Annotated in this window: 15 protein-coding genes and 2 tRNA genes; 15 read left to right on the top strand and 2 right to left on the bottom strand. The window is 34.1% G+C overall.

Features of this window, described 5'->3' with window-relative positions; translation table 11 throughout:
* Positions 1-538: 538 nt before the first annotated feature.
* From BM289_RS06295 to BM289_RS06290, 3 genes are all read left to right on the top strand, one after another.
* Complete coding sequence (locus tag BM289_RS06295) at positions 539-1165, top strand: hypothetical protein (protein WP_091491792.1); 627 nt, start codon at positions 539-541, stop codon at positions 1163-1165.
* Positions 1166-1309: 144 nt separating this feature from the next.
* Complete coding sequence (locus BM289_RS25875) at positions 1310-1456, top strand: DUF7737 domain-containing protein (RefSeq protein WP_449404153.1); 147 nt, start codon at positions 1310-1312, stop codon at positions 1454-1456.
* A gap of 186 nt (positions 1457-1642) precedes the next feature.
* Positions 1643-4141, top strand: a complete 2499-nt coding sequence (locus tag BM289_RS06290; RefSeq protein ID WP_091491790.1) for a cation-translocating P-type ATPase — start codon at positions 1643-1645, stop codon at positions 4139-4141.
* On the opposite strand, the gene BM289_RS06285 is transcribed toward BM289_RS06290, so the two are convergent.
* Both BM289_RS06285 and BM289_RS06280 read right to left on the bottom strand, forming a co-directional pair.
* Positions 4138-5493, bottom strand: coding sequence for an MBL fold metallo-hydrolase RNA specificity domain-containing protein (locus tag BM289_RS06285; RefSeq protein ID WP_091491789.1), 1356 nt, complete (start codon positions 5491-5493; stop codon positions 4138-4140). The two genes, BM289_RS06290 and BM289_RS06285, sit on opposite strands and share 4 nt — an antisense overlap.
* 1 nt (position 5494) lies before the next feature.
* Positions 5495-6325 carry an ATP cone domain-containing protein gene (locus BM289_RS06280; RefSeq protein WP_091491787.1) on the bottom strand — a complete coding sequence of 277 codons (831 nt, stop codon included), beginning with the start codon at positions 6323-6325 and terminating at the stop codon, positions 5495-5497.
* A 1379-nt stretch (positions 6326-7704) separates the two neighbouring features.
* On the opposite strand from BM289_RS06280, the gene BM289_RS25410 reads away from it, so the two are divergent.
* From BM289_RS25410 to BM289_RS25405, 12 genes are all read left to right on the top strand, one after another.
* A tRNA-Met gene (locus BM289_RS25410) sits at positions 7705-7775 on the top strand.
* Positions 7776-7948: 173 nt separating this feature from the next.
* Positions 7949-8020 (top strand) — tRNA-Pro (locus BM289_RS06275).
* A 181-nt stretch (positions 8021-8201) separates the two neighbouring features.
* A complete protein-coding gene (locus tag BM289_RS06270) occupies positions 8202-8771 on the top strand; it encodes a hypothetical protein (protein WP_091491786.1) in 570 nt (189 codons plus the stop codon).
* Between the two features lie 195 nt (positions 8772-8966).
* Complete coding sequence (locus BM289_RS06265) at positions 8967-9752, top strand: ATP-grasp domain-containing protein (protein WP_091491784.1); 786 nt, start codon at positions 8967-8969, stop codon at positions 9750-9752.
* An 823-nt stretch (positions 9753-10575) separates the two neighbouring features.
* Positions 10576-11673, top strand: coding sequence for a slipin family protein (locus BM289_RS06260; protein WP_091491783.1), 1098 nt, complete (start codon positions 10576-10578; stop codon positions 11671-11673).
* A gap of 325 nt (positions 11674-11998) precedes the next feature.
* A complete protein-coding gene (locus BM289_RS06255; RefSeq protein WP_091491781.1) occupies positions 11999-12502 on the top strand; it encodes a hypothetical protein in 504 nt (167 codons plus the stop codon).
* Between the two features lie 362 nt (positions 12503-12864).
* Positions 12865-13410, top strand: a complete 546-nt coding sequence (locus BM289_RS06250; RefSeq protein ID WP_091491779.1) for a 3'-5' exonuclease — start codon at positions 12865-12867, stop codon at positions 13408-13410.
* 511 nt (positions 13411-13921) lie between these two features.
* Positions 13922-14548, top strand: a complete 627-nt coding sequence (locus tag BM289_RS06245; protein ID WP_091491778.1) for a hypothetical protein — start codon at positions 13922-13924, stop codon at positions 14546-14548.
* Positions 14549-14581: 33 nt separating this feature from the next.
* The gene (locus BM289_RS06240) at positions 14582-15712 is read left to right on the top strand and encodes an AAA family ATPase (RefSeq protein WP_091491776.1); all 1131 of its coding nucleotides are present in this window, start codon (positions 14582-14584) and stop codon (positions 15710-15712) included.
* Between the two features lie 2 nt (positions 15713-15714).
* Entirely contained in the window at positions 15715-16413 is a 699-nt protein-coding gene (locus tag BM289_RS06235; RefSeq protein WP_091491775.1) for a hypothetical protein, read from the top strand.
* 7 nt (positions 16414-16420) lie between these two features.
* Positions 16421-18961, top strand: coding sequence for a ribosomal protein L7/L12 (locus BM289_RS06230; protein ID WP_091491773.1), 2541 nt, complete (start codon positions 16421-16423; stop codon positions 18959-18961).
* Entirely contained in the window at positions 18951-20765 is a 1815-nt protein-coding gene (locus BM289_RS25405) for a hypothetical protein (RefSeq protein WP_091491772.1), read from the top strand. The genes BM289_RS06230 and BM289_RS25405 overlap by 11 nt, the downstream gene beginning before the upstream one ends.
* Positions 20766-20793 lie beyond the last annotated feature (28 nt).

The following is a 20793-nucleotide window of genomic DNA, read 5'->3' as shown; positions in this document are numbered from 1 at the left end:
AATTCGTATTTTCACTATAATGAACCCGATAGCGCGGATTTTCAATCCGTGCCCGCAAAGCATATCGACAAAGAGAGAAAAAAAAACTTTGAGAATTAAATAAGATTTACCAATTGGAACGGGCACGGATTGCAAATCCAAGCTATCGGGTTTGTAATGCGCTATTGGATTTTATTATTTGCCAAAGACAATGAAATTCAGGATCCGACTGTTTTGAGTCAGATTGATAAGACTTATGTGTAGTTAAGTACCTTATATTAGACCTAACAGGTTTTAAAAACCTGCTAGGTCTTAATAAACTTTTCGTAAATAGATAACACAGTATTGCTTTGTTAATTCCCTGTTTCTTGGGTTGAAAATTATTTCATACAAAAAACTTATTTCAACACAATTATGGCTTTTAAAAGCTGTTTTTGTGTTTTTCTTTTTGCACTTTTACCTGACAATGAAGTTATTATGTTTTATTTGCAATTTGATAAGTTCATGAGTGAGATGCACTCGAAACAGCAAGTAGAAAGATCATTCCATAATAAACCTTATGAATTCAATAATAGAAAATTTTAGTCGAAATAACTGGATAGTTGTTAGAAAAGAAAAAGTAGAAAATTTTATAAACAACTTTAACCTTGAGTTGCTTAGTAAGGATAAGCTTTGGATAAATGCGGGTGTTGTTTCTATAGAACATGTTCCACTTGATGTATCAAACTATGTTTATTATGATGTTGGAAAAATCGTAATATCAGCACCTATAAATGACTTTGTTATTATAGAAGGTAAAGCAATCAATGTAATGTCAAAAGAATTTTGTACTTTTTTGTCAATCAATGCTGATGTGTACAGGTTTACAATAGATATATGGATACCGAATATGGTATTTGAATTTTATAGTAAAGGTATATTGCTTAGAAGTTGTGAGTTTTCAGTAGATATAGAAAGAGAGGAAACATTTATAGAGGAAAAAGGAGCACAACTATCAATAGAAGAAGGAGAAGCAGATTTTCTGGATATGAAATATGGTTATGATGATTTTTATTATCCATTAGGTATCATGAATCGTTTGGGAATTAAAAATATTGATCTAGAAAAAGCGCTAAACGCTCCATGTTCAATCTATCGCTTAGAGGAAAGCAGAATAGAGAAAATAAAAAATGAGTTTGAGAATTAGATCATTAACAATGTATAAATTTGCAATAAATAAATCCAAACTGTTTAATAGTAGAGAAGGACTAGTCTACAAATTCTTCCCATAAAAAAATAAACCTTCAAGAATTGAGTGATTGCTGTGTACTCTTAAAAATAACATTTACCAATTCACTCACAACATAGAGGTCGTTTATTCCTCCCATTCGCAGATGACGATCCAAAATCGGCTAAGGTAATGTCTAAAGTTTTATTATTTGCCAAAGACAATGAAATTCAGGATCCGACTGTTTTGAGTCAGATGGATAAGACTTAAACTTAAGATTGTAATATCTGGCAGGGATATTAGGATAGATTTGAACTTGACAAAAAAATGGAAAGGAAAATTATGTTTTTTGAAAATTACACATAAGTAAATTCTTTTTGTTTAATATTATAATAAGCTGAAAGACGATTTTTAAAATAATTCGCCTGACATTAATTTCATTTTAAAAAAGATTCTATGGAAAAAGATGAAAAAGAATTAAAAGGTCTAAATAGTGACGAAGTGATTTTGTCGAGGAAAAAATTTGGCATCAATGCTTATAATCTAAAAACAGAGAACAGGATATTAGCTTTCATCAAAAGTATTTTTGCTGAACCAATGGTTCTTTTGTTGCTGGTAGCTTCTGCAATTTACTTTATTAACAGACAACATAGCGATGCGATATTTCTTGCAGTTTCGATCTTATTGATCATTGCCATATCACTTTATCAGGAAAAAAGAAGCCGTAATGCTTTGTTAAAGCTGCAGGAGTTTACCAAACCTTTATGCAAAGTTATTCGTGAAGGAGCAGAGCAAAGTATTAAAACGCAGGATATTGTTGTGGGAGATTTGGTTATTATTGAAGAAGGCGCTTTGGTTCCGGCTGATGGCATTCTTGTTCGCTCAAATGATTTTTCGATAAATGAATCTGTGCTTACCGGTGAGTCTTTGCCGGTTTTTAAAAATGAGAATCTGGAGGATAATACGGTTTTTTCAGGAACGACTGTTGCTACTGGAGTGGCTATTTTTGAGACAACTAAAATTGGAAATCAAACACAATTAGGCAAAATTGGCCACAGCTTAGAGTCTATTGCAGAAGAAAAAACACCATTGGAAATTCAAATAGCAGATTTTATAAAAAAAATGGTTTTTATAGGCGGATTGGTATTCATTTTAATTTGGATACTTAATTATTATAGGGTAGGTGTTTTTTTAGAAAGCCTTTTGATATCCCTTACATTGGCTATGAGTATTTTACCCGAAGAAATTCCTGTTGCTTTTACAACATTTATGGCTCTAGGAGCGCGAAGGCTTATGAATATGGGTATCGTAGTGAAACAAATGAAAACCGTTGAAACATTAGGAAGCGCTACAGTTATTTGCACAGATAAAACAGGAACCATTACACAGAATAAAATGGAATTGGCAGGGCTTTACTTGCCTTCTGGATTAGAAGTTGGAATAAATACATTTAACGAATTAAAAGAATCGGAAGAACTCATTACCACAGCAATGTGGGCAAGCGAACCAATAGCTTTTGACCCAATGGAAATTGCAATTCATGCTATTTATAAACAAAAATCCGCTCAAGATCTTAGGACTTTTTTTAGAATGATTCATGAATATCCTTTATCTGGCAAGCCTCCTATGATGACTCACGTTTTTGAAGATAAGGTTGGCAATCGGATTATTGCGGCAAAGGGAGCGCCCGAAGCTATTTTTGAGGTTTGTAATCTTTTAGGAGAAGAAAGAGAAAAAGCAATAGAAGGGATGAATAAGCTTGCACGCAATGGTTATAGGATATTAGGAGTTGCGCTTGGAAATTGGGAAGGCACCGATTACCCTAAAATGCAGCAGGAAATTCCTTTTGTTTTTAAAGGTTTGGTAGCATTTTATGATCCGCCTAAGGATAATATTACTCAGGTATTGCAGTCTTTTTATGAAGCGGGAATAGCCGTTAAAATTATTACCGGTGACAATGCCATTACTACAAATGCAATAGCGAGAGAAATTGGTTTTGAAGGTTTTGATAAAGCCATCACAGGAGATGAACTCATGCAGATGAGCGACTCAGAATTGCAGGACAAGGTTATGGATGTTAATATTTTTAGCCGAATGTTTCCTGATGCCAAACTTAGGATAGTAAATGCCTTGAAAGCTTCTGGACAAATTGTCGCCATGACTGGAGATGGTGTAAATGATGGACCTTCGCTCAAGGCAGCTCATATCGGTATTGCTATGGGAAAAAAAGGTACTGCAATTGCTAAAGATGCCGCATCGCTTATTTTGGCAGAAGATGATCTTTCAAAAATGGTCGATGCTGTAGCGATGGGCAGGAAAATTTATACTAATTTAAAAAAGGCTGTTCAGTATATTATATCCATACATATCCCAATAATCCTGATTGTTTTTCTTCCACTTGTTTTAGGATGGATTTATCCTAATATATTCAGTCCTCTTCATGTTATTTTGCTAGAGCTTATTATGGGGCCAACCTGCTCGATAATATATGAGAATGAACCTGCAGAAGCAGATATAATGAAAAGAGGGCCAAGAACCTTAACTTCGACATTTTTTAATGTAAAAGAACTTACAATAAGTATTTTTCAGGGAATTGCCATAACATTGGGATTGCTGTTTGTTTATCAGTATTCGGTACATAATCAATGGAATGAGGATTTAACCCGTACAATGGTTTTTCTCACTTTGATTACGGCTAATGTTGTCTTGACACTCGTAAACCGATCTTTTTATTATTCCTTATCAACTACATTACAATACAAAAATAATCTGATTCCAATTATAATTTGTATTACAGTGTTTGTGGTTGCAATGTTATTGACAATCCCTTTTATGCGATCTCTTTTTAATTTTGAACGCATTACGCTTTTTCATTTTATTTTATGCATTTTGATAGGTTCAGTTTCAGTGTTGTGGTTTGAAGTAGTAAAATATTTTAGAAGACAAAAATCTTAGATTTCTATATCAGTTCCCATCAACGGAACTCTACATGAATAGCCATATCGTTCCTGGATTTTAAATCTTAGTTCGTCGGCGGCTTGATTTTCACCATGAACTAAATAAATACATTTTGGAGCAGTTTTTAAAATAGAAAGCCAATTTAACAAATCTTCCTGATCACCATGGGCAGAGAGTCCCTCTATTTGAACAATCTTTGCTTTTACATCATAATAGTTTCCGTATATTTTGATTTCTTGAGCTCCCTCTATAAGTTTTCTGCCACGTGTACCTTCAGCCTGATATCCCACAATTATGACGGTTGTTGTTGTAAGCCCTATATAATGTTCAAAATAAGATAGTACTCTTCCTCCCGTAGCCATTCCGCTCGCAGCGATAATTACTTTAGGTTGCGGATCTTCTATAATGCGCAAAGTATCTTCAAATTCAGAAATTATTCGGAACATTTTGCACATTTCATAACAATCAGTGAGCGAGAGCTTGTGCCATTGTTTATTTTCCAGGAAAACGTTCAATACATTAGCGCCCATTGGTGTGTCGAGAATATAGGGTACATTTGGTATTCTTCTTTCGGTTTTAAGTTGCCATAAAAGATACATTATGGATTGTGCTCTTTCAACAGCAAATCCTGGGATAATAACAGTTCCATTTTGTTGTATTGTTGTATTGATATAGTTTTCCAGCTCTTTTTTTACATCGAGATCAGGATGCAGACGATTTCCATAAGTACTTTCTAAAAAAAAGTAATCGCCCAGTACAGGTTTTGTTGGAGGAAACATCAAAACATCATTATCGCGTCCTATATCTCCAGAGAATACCAAAGTTTTGCCCTCGATGTTTAATGTAATGCTACAGGCGCCTATAATATGTCCCGAAGTTGAAAAAACAGCTTCGATATCATTATCCAGAATTATGGGAGTATTTTGTTGTACTATTTTAAAAAAAGGAAAAACTTCTTTCGCCTGCTCCACGGTATATAAAGGCTCTGCTTTTTCATGTTTAGAATAGTGTTTTTTGTTGGCAGAATACGCTTCCTCCTCCTGAATTTTAGCACTATCCAAAAGGACAAGCTCTGCTACAGATTTAGTTGGATTGGTGCAATATATTTTACCCTTAAAACCCTGCGCTACTAACCTTGGCAACCAGCCACAATGATCTAGATGACCATGAGTTAGCAGAACATAATCAATACTGGAGGGTAAAATGGGTAAAGGTTGCCAATTGAGTTCTCGCAATGCTTTAAGACCTTGAAACAATCCGCAATCAATTAGTATTCTTACACCAGCGCTTTCTATTAGTGTTTTCGAGCCAGTAACGGTTCCGGATCCACCTATAAATTTTATTTTCATTTTAAATAAGTTTACAAATTTGAGAGGCTTCCTTTAGTATGTTTTTAATTCGTTTTTCCTTAAGACCAATTTTATAAAGACTTTCTGAGTTCGTAATTAAATCCTTTGCAAGTATTATATTTAGGATAAGTAATTGCTCCTTTTCGAACAGTGATAACGTTGTAAGACAGGTGATAGGATAGAGCGCCGTTTCATCAATTTTATTTTTGATGTTGTTGTTTTTGGGATAATCCCAGCTTAAAAGCTCTATTTTACTGCAATTGGCAAAAGTTTCAGCATCTTTAGTAAAACGATTATTAGTAACAATAATACAGGAGTTAATGGTTTCGTTGTTTGAAAAAAGAGTGTGCTGTTTGGTTTGAAGATCATTAAAACGAGAAAGAATGTACATTGGAACTTTTACATCTGAAGACTTTTCTCGACTATTGTGAAATTTACATTCAATCATCGAGATTCGATTCTCTTTTTTGAGCACTATGTCTACTTCATGTGAGACACATTTTCCTTGCAGGATTAAATTTGTTTTGGTTTTATAACCTTCCTCTGCATATAAAAGCGAAATAAATTTTTCAAAGAAAAAACCGTCTGGACCCAGCATTTGTAAAGCAGATCGGAGATTGTAACGTGCTGCATCTCCGCTCGCGGCTTTTTTTAAAATAGCAAAGGCCAATTTATAAATCTGTTTGGTTGTAATCCCATCATAGATTTGGTCTTGTATTTGGTTTAGGCATTTTTCAATAAGATCGGGTGAAGCGCCTGATTTTTGAAGTGAATTTTTTAGTTTTTCAATATCAAATGGCACAACGTGACCTGAATGTTTGATTACTTTCATGATATTATGAATTTAAATTAAAACATTTCCCGAATTATTTAAACAAAAATAAATCACATTATTGAGATATAAAATGATAAAAGTCATAATTCAGGAATGCTGGAAATTACAAGCCTATTGAATAGTCTTTCTTCAAAATACATTCTATTGTGTTTTAAACAGATTCATTTAGGTATAATTGGAGGTGCTTTCTTTTTTTATGGTGTTTTTCCTAAAAAATTACTGATAGCAATATGTGCTCATTTTATAGTTTCAATTGTTGTTTCTTTGTTGGATTTCTCAGTGTTAGAATAATTGCGTTCTTATCGCAAATAACAATTTAAACAACAATGCCTTTACGAATCTCTGGCGAAAAACAATTCAATTAAAATAAAAAATCCGTTTCAATCCACGTCTTCGTGAAAGCGAATTCGTAAGATATGAGTTCAAATTTAGGTGAACTATATAGTGTTGAATTTCAGTGTGGTTAATAGGATTTTAATAAAATATGTTAAAATTAATTTTAATTACTAAGTTAAATTATGACAAAATATACTACATTTGCTCCATAATTAAAAACAGAAAAATACATATGAGACTTTCAATAGCAAAATATTTTGACCACTTAGCAGGATCATTTCCGGCTAAAGTATCAGGATGCTATATGTATTTTTATGAAATTAAAATGTAAAATTTAGAGTCAAACTCATCATAAAATCAAAAAAGCGTCCACATTGTAGGACGCTTTTTTTGTTTTTAGACAATTTGATTTCGTCGAATAGTACAAAAAGGAGATTGAAAAATGATTAAAAAGAAGTATTAACTAAAAAAACTAAAAAAATAATTGACCAAATGTTTAATGATTAATCAAAATAGCGAAATATAATCTTGAGAAGTAATCTAATGAGTAACAGTCATTTGATAAAAAGATGAATCTGCACCAGTTTGCGGACAGGAATTTCTTTGCTTTAATTTTGACTTTAACTTGTTGATAATCAGAAAAATAATCTTAAAAAATATTTGGAAATATGATTTTTTCGACATTATCTTTGCCGAACAAAATTGAAACACAACGTTTCAAATAATAACAAGAATTTTTAAAATATAATACAGCATATAAAATGGCTTTACAAAATAAAATATCATACGGATTACCAGTAAACGCAAGATTTGATCTTGGACGTTTCACAATGCAGGTGCATCAATATAGGCAATAGGATAGTTATATCACGTTGAATTTTGTAAAGCACCTTTGATCGGGTGCTTTTTTTATGCCTATAGTTTTGCCACAAAGCCACAAAGGCACAAAGTCGCAAAGATTTAATAAGCTTTAAAGAAAAGAAAACTTTAAGTTTTAGTCCCGATAGCTTTTGGGATTGTGGTAAAAAGAAAAAATAAATGATTTTGTATTTCAATTGGTAGAATAGCAGTGCATAACAGCAGGATGAAGGTTCGAATCCTTCCAAAATCACACGTTCTCTAGAAGGAACAGGTTCATTGGGGTTACTGGCTAACCTTCCCGATTGTCTCTCGGGAGAAACGGGTTCGATTCCCGTATGAACCGCTTTTTTTAAAGATGTTAAGGTTCTAAGAATCTAAGATACTAAGTTTTTAAGCCTTAGCACCTCAGGATCTTTGAAAAAACTGGGAAGATAACGGTGGTTGTTTACCCGCCTTGGACGCGGGAGGTCGCAGGTTCGAATCTTGCTTCCCAGACAAATATTGAAAATGCCACAAAGACACGAAGTCACAAAGATTTAAAAAGCAAGATATAAAAAAGAAAACATTGCGACTTTGTGAGAGATTTTAAAGATGTAGTAGAGAGAAATATTTGCACAAAGTGTCAAAAAAAAACTTTGAGCCTTAGTGCCTTAGTGGCAAACTAAAAAAAATAAAGATGAAAAAGATAAGCACATTATTCGTTAAAAATCCAAACGATTTAGCGAGAGTAATAAACAAGTTAAACGCAGAAAATGCCTGGGTAATGAACGGTGAAGCAATTGCAACCAGAAAATTTGACGGTACAGCGGTAGCAATTATTGGTGGAGAATTATTCAAACGATTTGATGCTAAAAAAGGACGTTCGATTCCGGCAAATGCGATTCCGTGTCAGGAAGCCGATTTAATTACGGGACACCATCCGCACTGGGTAAAATGTGATCGGGTAAAATCTGAGGATAAACATTTCTTTGAAGGTTTTGATCATTTAGAATTGAAAGCAGATGGAACCTACGAATTATGCGGGCCAAAAGTGCAGGGTAACCCTGAAAACTTAGAAAAACATACTTTAGTTAAACACGGTTCAGAAGTATTTGATTCTCTAAGTTTTGATTTTGATGAATTGAAAATGTTCTTATCAGAAAATGATATTGAGGGAATTGTTTTCCACCATATTTCAGACGATAGAATGTGCAAATTAAGAAAATCAGATTTTGGTATTAAACGATTAAAAATGGAAGTAGTTTAAAGGAGTTTGCCACAAAGGTTCAAAGATATAAGTAAATAAAAAAAATATGTCTTTGCGAGATATTGACAAAGTAATTTAAGAAAGCTGGCGAGCAATTTTCACGCAAAGTCACAAAATGAAAGAATCAAATTAAATTAAATATTTGTGCCTTTGAGCCTTAGTGGCAAAAAAAAGTAACATTAAAAAGTAAAAGTTATGAAACATTTATACAATAGAATAGCGCTTGTTGGAATTGAACAAGAAGAATATGACATCATAAAAGCACAATATTCAGGACATATTATCTGGCATCAGTCGATACCAAAAATTGTAGTAAAAGATGAGATTCTTTATATGGAAAAATCTAACGGAATTGGCATGTTGCCGGTTGATAAAGTGGTCTATTACGGAATTTATGATAATGACTTTGACTTTATTGCAGGTCTTGCGATCTGGGGAGGAGATTGTTATCCAAAAGCCTCTGCGATGCTGGATTGCCGATTTAAGATTCCTTGTCTGGTAAAAGCTTTATCTCTTTCTAGATTTAGTGCTCCACGCGGATTTGTAAGTGCTGGCGCTTCTGTCAATACAACGGGTGATACTGTTGCGAAATGGGGAAACTGGCATTGTGGCGAAAACAAACATCGTTTTACAGGAGAGTGGGAAAGTGAATTTACTGCTACCATCGAACCTTTTTACGAAGGCGAAGCAGTTCGAATCATGATGATTGGCGATACCTATTGGCAGATTAAACTGGAAGGCGACGACTGGTTAAAATCGATTCATCCGGACGATGCTACTTTTATGACTGTAGATCAGGACTTGTTAGAGGATACGATTCATATCAGGAACACTTTGCAAATGGATATGATTGGAAACGATTACATCGTAGCCAAAGATGGTACTAAATATTTATTAGAAGTAAATCATATCCCTAATATAACCCGATTTGAAGAGGTGCGACAAGTTTATTTGTCAACTGTTATCGAATGGATTAACTAATTTCTTTTGCACTGCGCAAAATAATTGCGCAGTGTAATTTGAATATTTGAATAAGAAATAAAAGAAGTTCTTTTAAAAACTGAAATACAACAAAGTTTAGGCTTTGTTTAAAAATATCAAACAAGTCCAGTTGAGTGTTTCTGTATAGCACCATTGTAGGCAACTTTTCGCAACCGCGGATTATGTTTTTCTATGCAACTTGATTTGGAGGTTTTGATGGTTTTCCAAAAAACTATCTCACGATCTATGTGTCATGGGTTCGATTCCCATCCGCAGTAATGCGGTAACTCAGTTGGTAGAGTAATAGAATGTTTACGTAGGTTCGAATCCTGCACCGATTTTAACTCGGTTAGACAAGTGGCTAGTCAACAGACTGAAAATCTGTGAACAGTAGAGACCATCACTCTTGAAAAGATGACCAGTTAGAAAAACTGATTTGTCTTTGTCAGTGAAATGAAGATTTCATCCCGAAGTGTCGGGACGGGACTGAAATTTCACACTCATGATAAAGCCAGTGCGAGAAGTATTGTTTTTTGAAATACTTGTTTTCTTTTCGGTTTGATTGTTAAAATGATTTGGGGATCATAAAAACAAAAGATAATCACAAACAACTCAGGGAGACAAATTACAACTTTTCACCCGCTTTTTTCGGAGGATAAAGGCAAGGAGGTTTTTTACTTAAGTAAGTTATAAGTTAAATGTAAAGACGTTTGACTTTAAATAAAATAGAATAAAGAGAATAGAAAATAGAATAAAGAAAATAGAGGATAGGGGTTTTATAGATTTCAAAACATGAAACTTTAAACCTTACAACAAAATAAAAATGATAAAGAAAATTAATATCGGAGCATACCAAGTGGGCTTGGTCTTCGAGAACAGAAAATTAATTAAAGTATTAGAAGAAGGTTTGCACTGGATTTTTGGAAACAAAAATGTGTTGATTTACGATATGAATGCCGTTTTTCAGACTCCATTTGAATTGAACATTTTATTGGAAAATGAAGTTTTGGCTTCAATGCTTGAAATTGTTGAGGTTGCCGATAACGAAATTGTATTACAGTTTGTAAACGGAAACTTTAAAGAAGTTTTAACGCCAGGAAGATATGCTTTCTGGAAAGGAATTGTGAAAAATGAATTCACAAAAGCTGATTTGTCAAAAATCGAAATCACAGAAGACGTTAAGGTAAACTTATTGGAAAATGTGAAAATGAGATACTTCGTAAGAAAGTTTATTGTAGCGAGCAATGATAAAGCATTGTTGTTTGTGAACGGAGCTTTTGTAAAAGAGTTGAAATCTGGAACGCATTACTTCTGGAACAACGCGATTACAATCGAAGTAAAAACAATCGATATGAGACAACAGCAAGTTGAAATATCAGGTCAGGAATTGTTGACTAAAGATAAAGCGGGATTGAGAATCAATTTCTTTGTGAGATACCAGGTGGTTGATATCATGAAAGCTTTGATAGAAAACAAGGACTTTGAAAAGCAGTTGTATGTAGCAATGCAATTGGCTTTAAGAGCTTTTATCGGAGGTTTGACCTTGGATGAATTGTTAAACAAAAAAGATGCTATTGCCGAAGAAATTCTGGCAGAAGTGGCTTCAAAAATCGAAAACTTAGGATTAAAAATTTCAGATGCCGGAATTAGAGATGTAATTCTTCCAGGCGATATGAAAGAGATTATGAATCAGGTTTTGGTTGCGGAGAAAAAAGCACAGGCGAACAGCATCATGAGAAGAGAAGAAACTGCTTCAACAAGAAGTTTGTTAAACACAGCGAAGCTGATGGAAGAAAACGAAATGTTGTGGAAGTTGAAAGAGATGGAATACGTTGAAAAAATCGCCGATAAGATTGGTGAAATCACCATTTCAGGCGGTGGAAACGTAATTGGTCAGTTGAAAGAAATCTTCGTAAAGTAAATAGAAACCTTTAACAGTAAATGTTGATAGTTTAAGTTTAATAATAAAAATTTAAGGATGAATCAAGAAATAGTTTTTACGTCGTACCATCAGTTTGGTCAGGACGGTATAGTTGAGCTTAGTGAATCTGCGTTTGCCTCGAGCAAAGAGGTAAATGCGGAGCACATTAAGCAATGGAAAGAGAAGGTGAAATCTAGAGATTATCTAATTTAGAGGTATTTATCCAGTAAAGTAAAGGTGTTTTTAAGGCTTTGCATACTACTGGAATCTCAAGAAGAACCTTGTTTTTCCTGAGATTCCTAAGAATTGCAAAAGAAAAAATACCATGCAAAACAATACACTAGAAAAATATAAAAAAGCAATTAGAAATAAATACGAGACAGAAAAAGGCGGTCAATACTTTGATTATTTGTACAAGCCTTCTCGTGGTAAACTTCGTGATTTGTGTTGGCTTATTTTCGAAAATAATCCAACGAAGGATGACTTGAATGTCTTCAGTAACTTCCTGTCTCTGGATTTTGATCACGCCAAAAAGAATAAGTTCAAGGAGAAGAAAGATAAATTCAGACCTATTGAAACCTTCTTTAAAGGAGAAACAGATCTGTCAAACATTGACGCTATAAACATGGCAGCTATTATGGTCGATTTTGAGCCAAGACCTTTCAAAAAGTTTTATGAAACTTCTAAAAAAGAAGAAGCAAAACCAGCAAAAAAGCTTGAGAAAATTAAAGCTGTTTTGGAAAAGAAAAATGCTCTGAAAAAAGAGAAGCCTGAAAAAAAATCTAAGAAAAGAAGTTTCTTTCGAGATATTAAAAGCATGTTTTTCTAATTTTTCTGCTACAAAGGCGCTAAGTCACAAAGTTTTTTAGCCACTGATTAAAAGGATTAAAAGATTATAAAAAATCTGCACAATCTGTAATCCCGATAGCTATCGGTAGCGTGAAAAAAATCTTTAAACTCAAAGTAACCACAAAGTTTGTCATTTCGACCGAAGGGAGAAATCACACTGGAAACTCCGCATAAAATGTCGCCAATCTTTGTCGAATCCCGCGTGTGATTTCTCCCTTCGGTCGAAATGACAAACTGTGCGAAAAAATCTTAGCGTTCCTTTGCGTATCCCAATAGCTATCGGGATTGCGTCCTTTGCCATTAAAAAAATTAAACACAATTATTTAAAAATTTTAAAAAAAAATGAAAACTACAGATAAAATCATCATCATTGATTTAGAAGCCACATGCTGGCAGAGCGCGGTTCCGAGCGGTCAGCAAAATGAAATTATAGAAATTGGTTTGGCTGTATTAGATACAGAGACTGGAGCAATTTCTAAGAATAAAGGAATTTTAGTAAAGCCTCAGCGCTCGAGTGTTAGTTTATTTTGTACCGAATTGACCACGATTACTCAGGATTTACTTGATACGAAAGGAGTCAGTTTTGAAGATGCTATTAATCAGCTTATTGATGAGTATAATCCCGATTTGTATACTTGGGCAAGTTACGGTCAGTACGATTTAAATATGCTAACGAAGCAATGCAGATCGTTTGGTATTTCTTATCCGATGGGAGAAGAACATATCAATGTAAAAGAACATTTTGCCGAAAAGTTCGGTTTGGTTAAACCAACGGGAATGAATGGCGCTCTGCAATTATTGAATATTCCGTTAGAAGGAACACATCACCGCGGAATTGATGATGCCAAAAATATTGCTAAGATTTTGCACTGGTGTCTTAAAAATTAGAATTTATGATTATGTGTAGCATCATATACTTAATCAAAATTTTGCCACAGATTATATGAATTAACACAGATTAAAAGAAATGGAATTAGTTTGATTAAAAATCTTTAAAATCTTTTTAATCTGTGGCATTAAAAAAAAATAGTCTGCATGGCAGACAGTCAAATTAGAATTTAATCCCGATTGTATATTCAATATAGACCAATTGCATTGTTCTATTTTCATATTACATCGGCATTATACCAGAATATTTAGAATTATTTAATAAATACAATTGGTATAATTTGTTGAAAACAGGTATCAAAATGCATGGTTGATAGCTGTAGAAGGAAACTGCAGTTGTTAGCAGCTGTAGTTTCTCTTTTTTGTTAAAAACAATTGCAAAAGCTAAAAATAATATTTGAACAAAGGTTCGGATTTAATAATATATTTGTTCCTGTACAATTTTTCGTATGAGACGGGAAATTACTTTCTTTAAAAAAATACCCGATTCAAAATAGGTATAATTAACAATATGGAGAAAATAAAAACGCCTTTTTTGGATACTATTTATCATCTCAGAACCATTGAGCAGGTTATTTTGTATGATAAACTAATTACAATTGCCGAAACAGAGGAAACCGAAGCCGTTTTGTTTCTGGAAACAGAATATGAAAATGAAATTTTAGAATATCCTGGCAAAGCACCTGATTTTAATTCAGGAGCTGCTTTGTGGGCTGCCAGAACTGTATATTTGGCCACAGAACTTTTGTTGCATAGAGAGCATAAAATGAGCGATTTAAAAAAACTTTTGCCCTTTTATATGGGAGAAATAGATGCTTCGGCAATTATTTCGGCAGATTTGTGTCTTCGTTTTTTGCCTCAGATTATAACAGAAATAAGGAAGATTGATCCAGAAGATTTGATTATTGAGATTTTAGAACAGCATTTAATCCAGTTTCATTATTCGGCGATTGGATCTGATTTAGATGCTGAAAATATAAGTTTTGATGTAGTTGCGGCAAATGATTGTTTGCTTCAACTTTATGTTGACCGAATTGTACAAAGAAAATCTATAAAATGGGCACAATCTGATTTTATAAAAAAACAATTAGAAATAGGATTTGGAGATTATCAAAAACTATTTTGGGTCCAGCTTTAAAAAATAAAAGAATTAATATAATAGAAGTAAATAATGAATGCTACAGCTAAATTAAATGCCGTTTTAAAACATATCAAAGACACTTTTGTTGGAAAAAATGAAATCATCGATTTATTGGGAATTGGATTACTGGCAAGGGAAAATGCCTTTTTGCTTGGCCCCCCGGGAACGGCAAAAAGTGCTATCGTAAGGTCGCTTTCTAAAGGAATCGAGGGCGACAAAAATTTCGAATATCTGTTGACGCGTTTTACAGAACCAAACGAGATTTTTGGACCGTTTGATATTCGAAAATTGAAAGAAGGAGAATTGATTACGAATACTGACGGAATGATGCCAGAAGCTTCGATGGTTTTCTTGGATGAGATTTTTAACGCCAATTCGGCTATCTTGAATAGTTTGTTGATGGCGCTTAACGAAAAAATCTTTCGTCGTGGTAAAGAAACTAAAAAATTGCCAGCGTTGATGTTCGTTGGCGCAAGTAACCTTATGCCCGAAGATGAGTCGTTAAATGCTTTGTTGGACCGTTTTCTGATTCGTATAAAATGTGATTATGTAGAACCAGATTTACTGCATCAGGTATTACTTGCGGGATGGAAACTGGAAGGTTCGGTAACGGAAGAAGTGCCAACTATTTCGGCAGATGAGGTTCGCGAATTGCAAAAACTTTGCCGTCAGGTTGATTTGAGTGCTACACGAAATGAATATGTAGATATTATTCACAGCCTTCGAAACACTGGAATCAAAGTTTCTGACCGACGCGCTGTAAAACTTCAAAACCTTATTGCGGCAAGTGCTTTAATGTGTGGTAGAAAAGAATCGATTGTGTCGGATTTCTGGGTACTGAAATACATTTGGGATAACGAAGAGCAAATTGAAATTCTGGAAGGAATCATCAATAAAATTATCGAAAAAGATACTTCTGCAGAAGCCCATCCGCAGGCGATGTACAACAAAACACCAGATGCCGAAAGTGTGATGAAAGAAGTAAATTATCTGATTGAAAAATGGCAGGATGACAGTCTTTCTTTTGAAGAACAAAATGTAATCAAAGATAAATTAAGATACATTCAAACCCGTTGCGACTGGATTAAAGACGTTGAAAAGAAAAAATATATTCAGGAACATATAGAATCTTTGTGGCAAAAAATTCTGCAAACTATTTAAAAATGTACTTTTTAGAAATTAATAAAGAACATAAGGATTTTCTTGGGGCAATACGACATTGGGAGAATCTCAAAATTGCTTTTGAGGCCAGTACCATCTGGATAAAAGAGTTCTCAGCCGAACAAATCGACTCGGCTGAACTTCTTCAGATTCCGTATACCAAAATATACGAGTTAAAAGAAAATTTGTTGTTCGAAAGAGGAAAACAATTACCAACAAAAAAACTGCCTTCGGGTTTGTTATGGTCGCCGGTTTTGAGAGGTTTGCCCGTTTCGTTGCCGAATTTCAATCATAACTTTTTTGGTATAAATCAGAAGCTTCAGACTCGATTAAAACGATCAGAAGAGGAAAAAGAAGCACAGGCTTTACTGGTAGAATATCAGGAATTGAAAGCGTATATCGAATCAGCTCCAAAATTTCGACTGGAACCTTTGCAATGGGTTGTAATCCATAATAAAGCATTGATTATCGGAAAACCTTTGTTGCCTTTAAAAGGAAATACCTTTTGGCAGAAGAATGATTTTTTAGTGCCTTCAGGATATGATTTTGAATGGCCTGTTTTGACTCATACATTGAAGGATAAAGTAAATCCTTTCGATAAAAACCTAATACTCTGGAATAAGGATAATAGTTATTCCTCTATTCCCAAACAAAATATTAAACCACTATCAATTAGTTCATTTCGCTTAACTTTTTCATAAAATAAAAATGGAATTTCAAAGATATTTTCAATCGTTTACAGACTATTTTTGGGAATGGGAAAATCAGATATTTTCTCCGGATAGTGTATTTGAAACGATTACAATTCCGAATGGACAAACCATTGGTTATGAGAAATTTGTCTTTGAAGTTTTAGAAGCGCTTTCTGATACTAATTTCCCGCCATTCGGAACCCTTTTATTGGCTATTACGGCAACCAATCACGATAGTAAAGAAACTATTGACAAAATTCAAAATTGGGCAAAAGGTATAGAAATAACCAAATCTTTTCCTGTAGAACATTCGTTTCGATTAGGTGCTAGTATTGGTTTTATGAGACAGCTTGCAGCCTTGCCAGATGAATATAAAACCGGTGAGAAAAGACTGAAAATGTTTCAGACTATTTTTGATGGTTGTCACAACAGAATTTCTTCAGAAAAAGCAAAAAAGCTTCTGGAAGAGTACAAAGAGCACAGACATCATTTGGTAAGGGCAGGTGTAAAAGAACCTTTTAATAATGCCAATTTTATAAAAGATTTCAGAACGCTGGCTTTGCTTAAAAAGAACTTTCCAACGGTGGAGTCGATTTTGTCTGCGATGGAGAATAATCCGCATGAAGAGGTAAAAGGCAAGCTGAACGAAGAAATTTTAGAAGAGGAAAATCTTGCTGATACCGCTACTTTTATAGAACAACTTATACAGGATGACCGCACGTTTTATGTCGGAAGTCTTATCAAGCGACTGTGGTCAGGACTTCATATTCCGTTGCATCATAATCATCCGAGTGAACAGCCTTTAGGAGGAATCTCGGATTTGACCAACAAAGGTGATTTTGATAAACTGGTAATTTCTGAATTTGCTTATGATGATGACGTTTTTATGTCCAGAATCGCCAATAACGAAGCACTTTACATTCAAAGAGAAGTTCCACCGGAAGCCGATAAGTTTGAACGTATTCTGATTATCGACAGTTCGTTAAAAAACTGGGGAAATCCTAAGATTCTGTCTTTTGCTTCGGCGATTGCGATTGCAAGACATCCCAAAACGGATATTAAATGCAGAGTTTTTATAGCAGGACAGGATTATAAAGAAGTTCCGTTAGAAAACGTTCATGATGTTATTGAAGCGTTGAGCGAACTTAGTGGTAAACTGGATTGTTCAGAAGGACTTGAATCGTTTTTTCAGCAAAATAAAATCAACAGTAAAAATCAGGAAGTATTTCTTTTTTCTTCAGAAGATAGTTTGAAACTCACGGCAATGAAAAACGTGATAAGTACTTATTATACTGAGATTAAGTATGTTTTTGAAATGGAAATCGAAGGCATCAAAGTGTATAAAAATCAGAACAAAGGCAAAAAGATGCTTCAGCATATTATAATGCCGTTAGAGGAATTGTGGAATAAAGAGAAGAAAGATTTACCACGTCGCAGATCTTCTGAAACAGAGTTCGATGATATTCCGCTTTTATTTCCAATCGAGAGAAGTTATCAGAATATTTTTTATTACGGCACAGATTTTTATACCTACTTGAATGGAAATTTATACTGGTTTGTCAGTAATGAGTTCAACAAAGGATTTAAAAAAGTGGCTTCAAATCTTCCTTTCGATAAAGGAGACTTTGCAATAAAAACCAATGGAAAAGGTGAGAGATTTCTGTTGTGTTATGTAAGCGATTCGACTCCAAAAATTAGTGTTTATAATATTGATAAACAGGAGTTAAAAAGTAATTTGGTTTCTAATGAAGATTTTAATGATTTAAAAGTTAATGTTTTTGGCTATAAGAATGAGTTTTATTTGACTGATGGTACAAGCTATTGGCGTGTCGATGACGGTTTGATAAAAATGAAATCTGAGTTCAGTAATTTGATTAATGATGCTTTTGTGAATTATAGCATAAAACAAAATTCTTTTGTTCAAAATTTTATGAATAGTAAATTCAAATACAGTGTCATAAAAAAACTAAAAGGATTGTCAATTGTAAATGATGAAATCACAATTAACGGATTTAGCTTAATGCACTTAGAGTTTTCTAAGAGAGGTTATCATGCTCAAGACTGGAAACACCCTTCCATACAATTTGATGAAAAAGTAAATCTTATTCTGAAAAACAAAGGAGCATCGGCTATCAATCTTGTTAAAATAATAAAACAACATACAGCTAAAACTTTAGCTGAAAGTAAAGCTGTTGTAGATGAAGAGCTAGGTGTTATTTTAAATGATGTAAAAAGACAGGAAGCCGAAGCGTTGAAAAGTACGATAGAAAGTAACGGAGCAATTTGCTACATCGAAACCTTGTCTTTTGAGTCTAAGGACGGAAGTCGGGTAAGGAATAAAGACGGAATTTTGATATTTGAAAGCAGTAAAGAAGATATTCCAAAGTTTTATGTTCCTTTTATTGTAAACGCAAGGACAATTATGGCTTCGGAAACAGAATATTCCGGTAACGATTATTTTATTACAGATTCTTTCCTGAGGAGTATAAAAGAGCAAGAATTTCTGGAGAAATATCTAGATCCGTTTATAAAAAATGTAAGACAAAATGGAACTTAAACTTAGAATAAATACTAAAAATACATTTCCCAAAGGAGGTGTTTTTATAAAAAGCGGTTTGGCCAAAGTATGGCTTCAGGAAATTCAGAGTATTGGATTACCGTTCCATTTGGTCAAAGCTTTTCCGGTTCCGGGAGCAAATGTCAATGAGTTGTTTGGTTGTTTGTTAGTTTTGGATCAGAGTCGGACTAAAATTGATACTATCGGAAAGAACTATTATTGTCAATTGATAGAAAATAAATTGTTCATTCCCGAAAATACAATTGTGACTCCTCAGCTAACAAAGGCTGAGTGGCACAGTTTATTTTCTGAACATTATCATTTCATGCATCCTGATATTGGATTGGTGGAATTGAAGGACGAGGTTTCCTGGATTGATTTGCTTGAAACGCCAATTTTGAAAGAAATTGATATACTCGAACCTTCCAAAACAGTTTATATTCCGCTGCATATAGAGTCGTTACGTTACGAAGCCAATACGGAAGAGATTCTCGAATCAATAGAAAAACCATTTTCTAATGATGAAGCTTTAGAAGAATTGCCATTTGATATGGAAAAGTTAATGCAAGGAAATCAGAAAGAAACGGATAAGTTTTTGGAGCTTCTGGATAAAAATCCAGAACTGGCTTTAAAAATGGCTATTCCTCTGGATACCTTAAAAACAGCAAGAGGTGGATTTGGCGGAAAGCTTTCTTTTGAAGGAATTGGTTCAGGTTCTGCTGCTGGTGCTGGTGGTTCTTTTTCAGGAGGAGGCGGAAAGACGATAAATGAATCCACCGATTCCGGATGTGGAGCTTTTACTATTGTTTTGACGTTAGCTTTTGCATCGATTTTTTTGTTAAACATGAGAAGTTGCTCTTCCTCAGGCACTAGTAGTAGTGGGATGAATCCTTTTGTCGCTTTAGTTTTGATTTTAGGTGCACTTGTGTTAATTATTGCCATGGCTGTAAATGACAGTGGCTCAGCTGGTTCTTCCAGAAGTTATTCAGCGCCAAAACGTCAACCATCGGGTTCTGGAGGTTCAGCTCTGATCGATTCGGAGCGTTTTTCGACTATACAAAACCGATATGAAAAAATGGCTGAAGAATTTAAAGAACGAAAAGATTACGCCAAGGCTGCTCATGTGTATATGAAACTGCTTAAAAATTATTATAAAGCAGCTGATGTTTTGGAAGAGGGCGATTTGTATAGCGAAGCAGCAGCAGTACATCTTAAATATTGTAATAATAAAAACAAAGCGGCAGAGTGTTACGAAAAAGGACATGTTTACAAACAGGCAATTGAATTATACAGAGAACTCAATCAAAACGAAAAAGTGGGCGATTTGTACACCATTCTAAAAGACAAACCGGAAGCGGACAAGTTTTATGGTAAAGTCATAGAGGAATATAAAGGGAGTAATCAATTTGTAAAAGCCTCTTTTGTTTATAAAGATAAAATTAAGATTATTGAAGGAGCACAGGAAGTTTTGATATCGGGCTGGAGAAGCAATAAAGATGCATTCAATTGCCTCAATAACTATTTTGTGAATATCGAATCAACAGAGAAATTATCCGGAGCCATAACTTCCATTTATGAATCAGAGGTTTCGGCTGAGAATTCAGAGTTGTTTTTAAAGGTTATGAAACAGGAGTTCAAAAAACATGAAGACTTAGAAGAAATCACCAAAAATATTGCTTACGAAATTGTAGCGGATCAGATTACAATTAAACCGGATATCGCATCAGAATTGCTTGCTTTTAATGAAAAGAACAAATCGATGCTTAAGGACGTTATGAAGTATAAACTCAAATTGAGGAAATAAAAAAAACGGCTGTCAATCGACAGCCGTT

Source organism: Flavobacterium phragmitis, from assembly GCF_900112575.1.
Lineage (GTDB): Bacteria > Bacteroidota > Bacteroidia > Flavobacteriales > Flavobacteriaceae > Flavobacterium > Flavobacterium phragmitis.
This window is presented reverse-complemented; position numbering and strand designations above follow the sequence as displayed.

Excerpts from the sequence above, each read along its gene's own strand:
- BM289_RS06265 (WP_091491784.1), top strand. The coding sequence starts at position 8,967 with ATGAAACATTTATACAATAGAATAGCGCTTGTTGGAATTGAACAAGAA.
- BM289_RS06255 (WP_091491781.1), top strand. The coding sequence starts at position 11,999 with ATGCAAAACAATACACTAGAAAAATATAAAAAAGCAATTAGAAATAAA.
- BM289_RS06260 (WP_091491783.1), top strand. The coding sequence starts at position 10,576 with ATGATAAAGAAAATTAATATCGGAGCATACCAAGTGGGCTTGGTCTTC.
- BM289_RS06240 (WP_091491776.1), top strand. The coding sequence starts at position 14,582 with ATGAATGCTACAGCTAAATTAAATGCCGTTTTAAAACATATCAAAGAC.
- BM289_RS06290 (WP_091491790.1), top strand. The coding sequence starts at position 1,643 with ATGGAAAAAGATGAAAAAGAATTAAAAGGTCTAAATAGTGACGAAGTG.
- BM289_RS06270 (WP_091491786.1), top strand. The coding sequence starts at position 8,202 with ATGAAAAAGATAAGCACATTATTCGTTAAAAATCCAAACGATTTAGCG.
- BM289_RS06295 (WP_091491792.1), top strand. The coding sequence starts at position 539 with ATGAATTCAATAATAGAAAATTTTAGTCGAAATAACTGGATAGTTGTT.
- BM289_RS06280 (WP_091491787.1), bottom strand. The coding sequence starts at position 6,325 with ATGAAAGTAATCAAACATTCAGGTCACGTTGTGCCATTTGATATTGAA.
- BM289_RS06250 (WP_091491779.1), top strand. The coding sequence starts at position 12,865 with ATGAAAACTACAGATAAAATCATCATCATTGATTTAGAAGCCACATGC.
- BM289_RS25405 (WP_091491772.1), top strand. The coding sequence starts at position 18,951 with ATGGAACTTAAACTTAGAATAAATACTAAAAATACATTTCCCAAAGGA.
- BM289_RS06285 (WP_091491789.1), bottom strand. The coding sequence starts at position 5,493 with ATGAAAATAAAATTTATAGGTGGATCCGGAACCGTTACTGGCTCGAAA.
- BM289_RS06235 (WP_091491775.1), top strand. The coding sequence starts at position 15,715 with ATGTACTTTTTAGAAATTAATAAAGAACATAAGGATTTTCTTGGGGCA.
- BM289_RS06245 (WP_091491778.1), top strand. The coding sequence starts at position 13,922 with ATGGAGAAAATAAAAACGCCTTTTTTGGATACTATTTATCATCTCAGA.
- BM289_RS06230 (WP_091491773.1), top strand. The coding sequence starts at position 16,421 with ATGGAATTTCAAAGATATTTTCAATCGTTTACAGACTATTTTTGGGAA.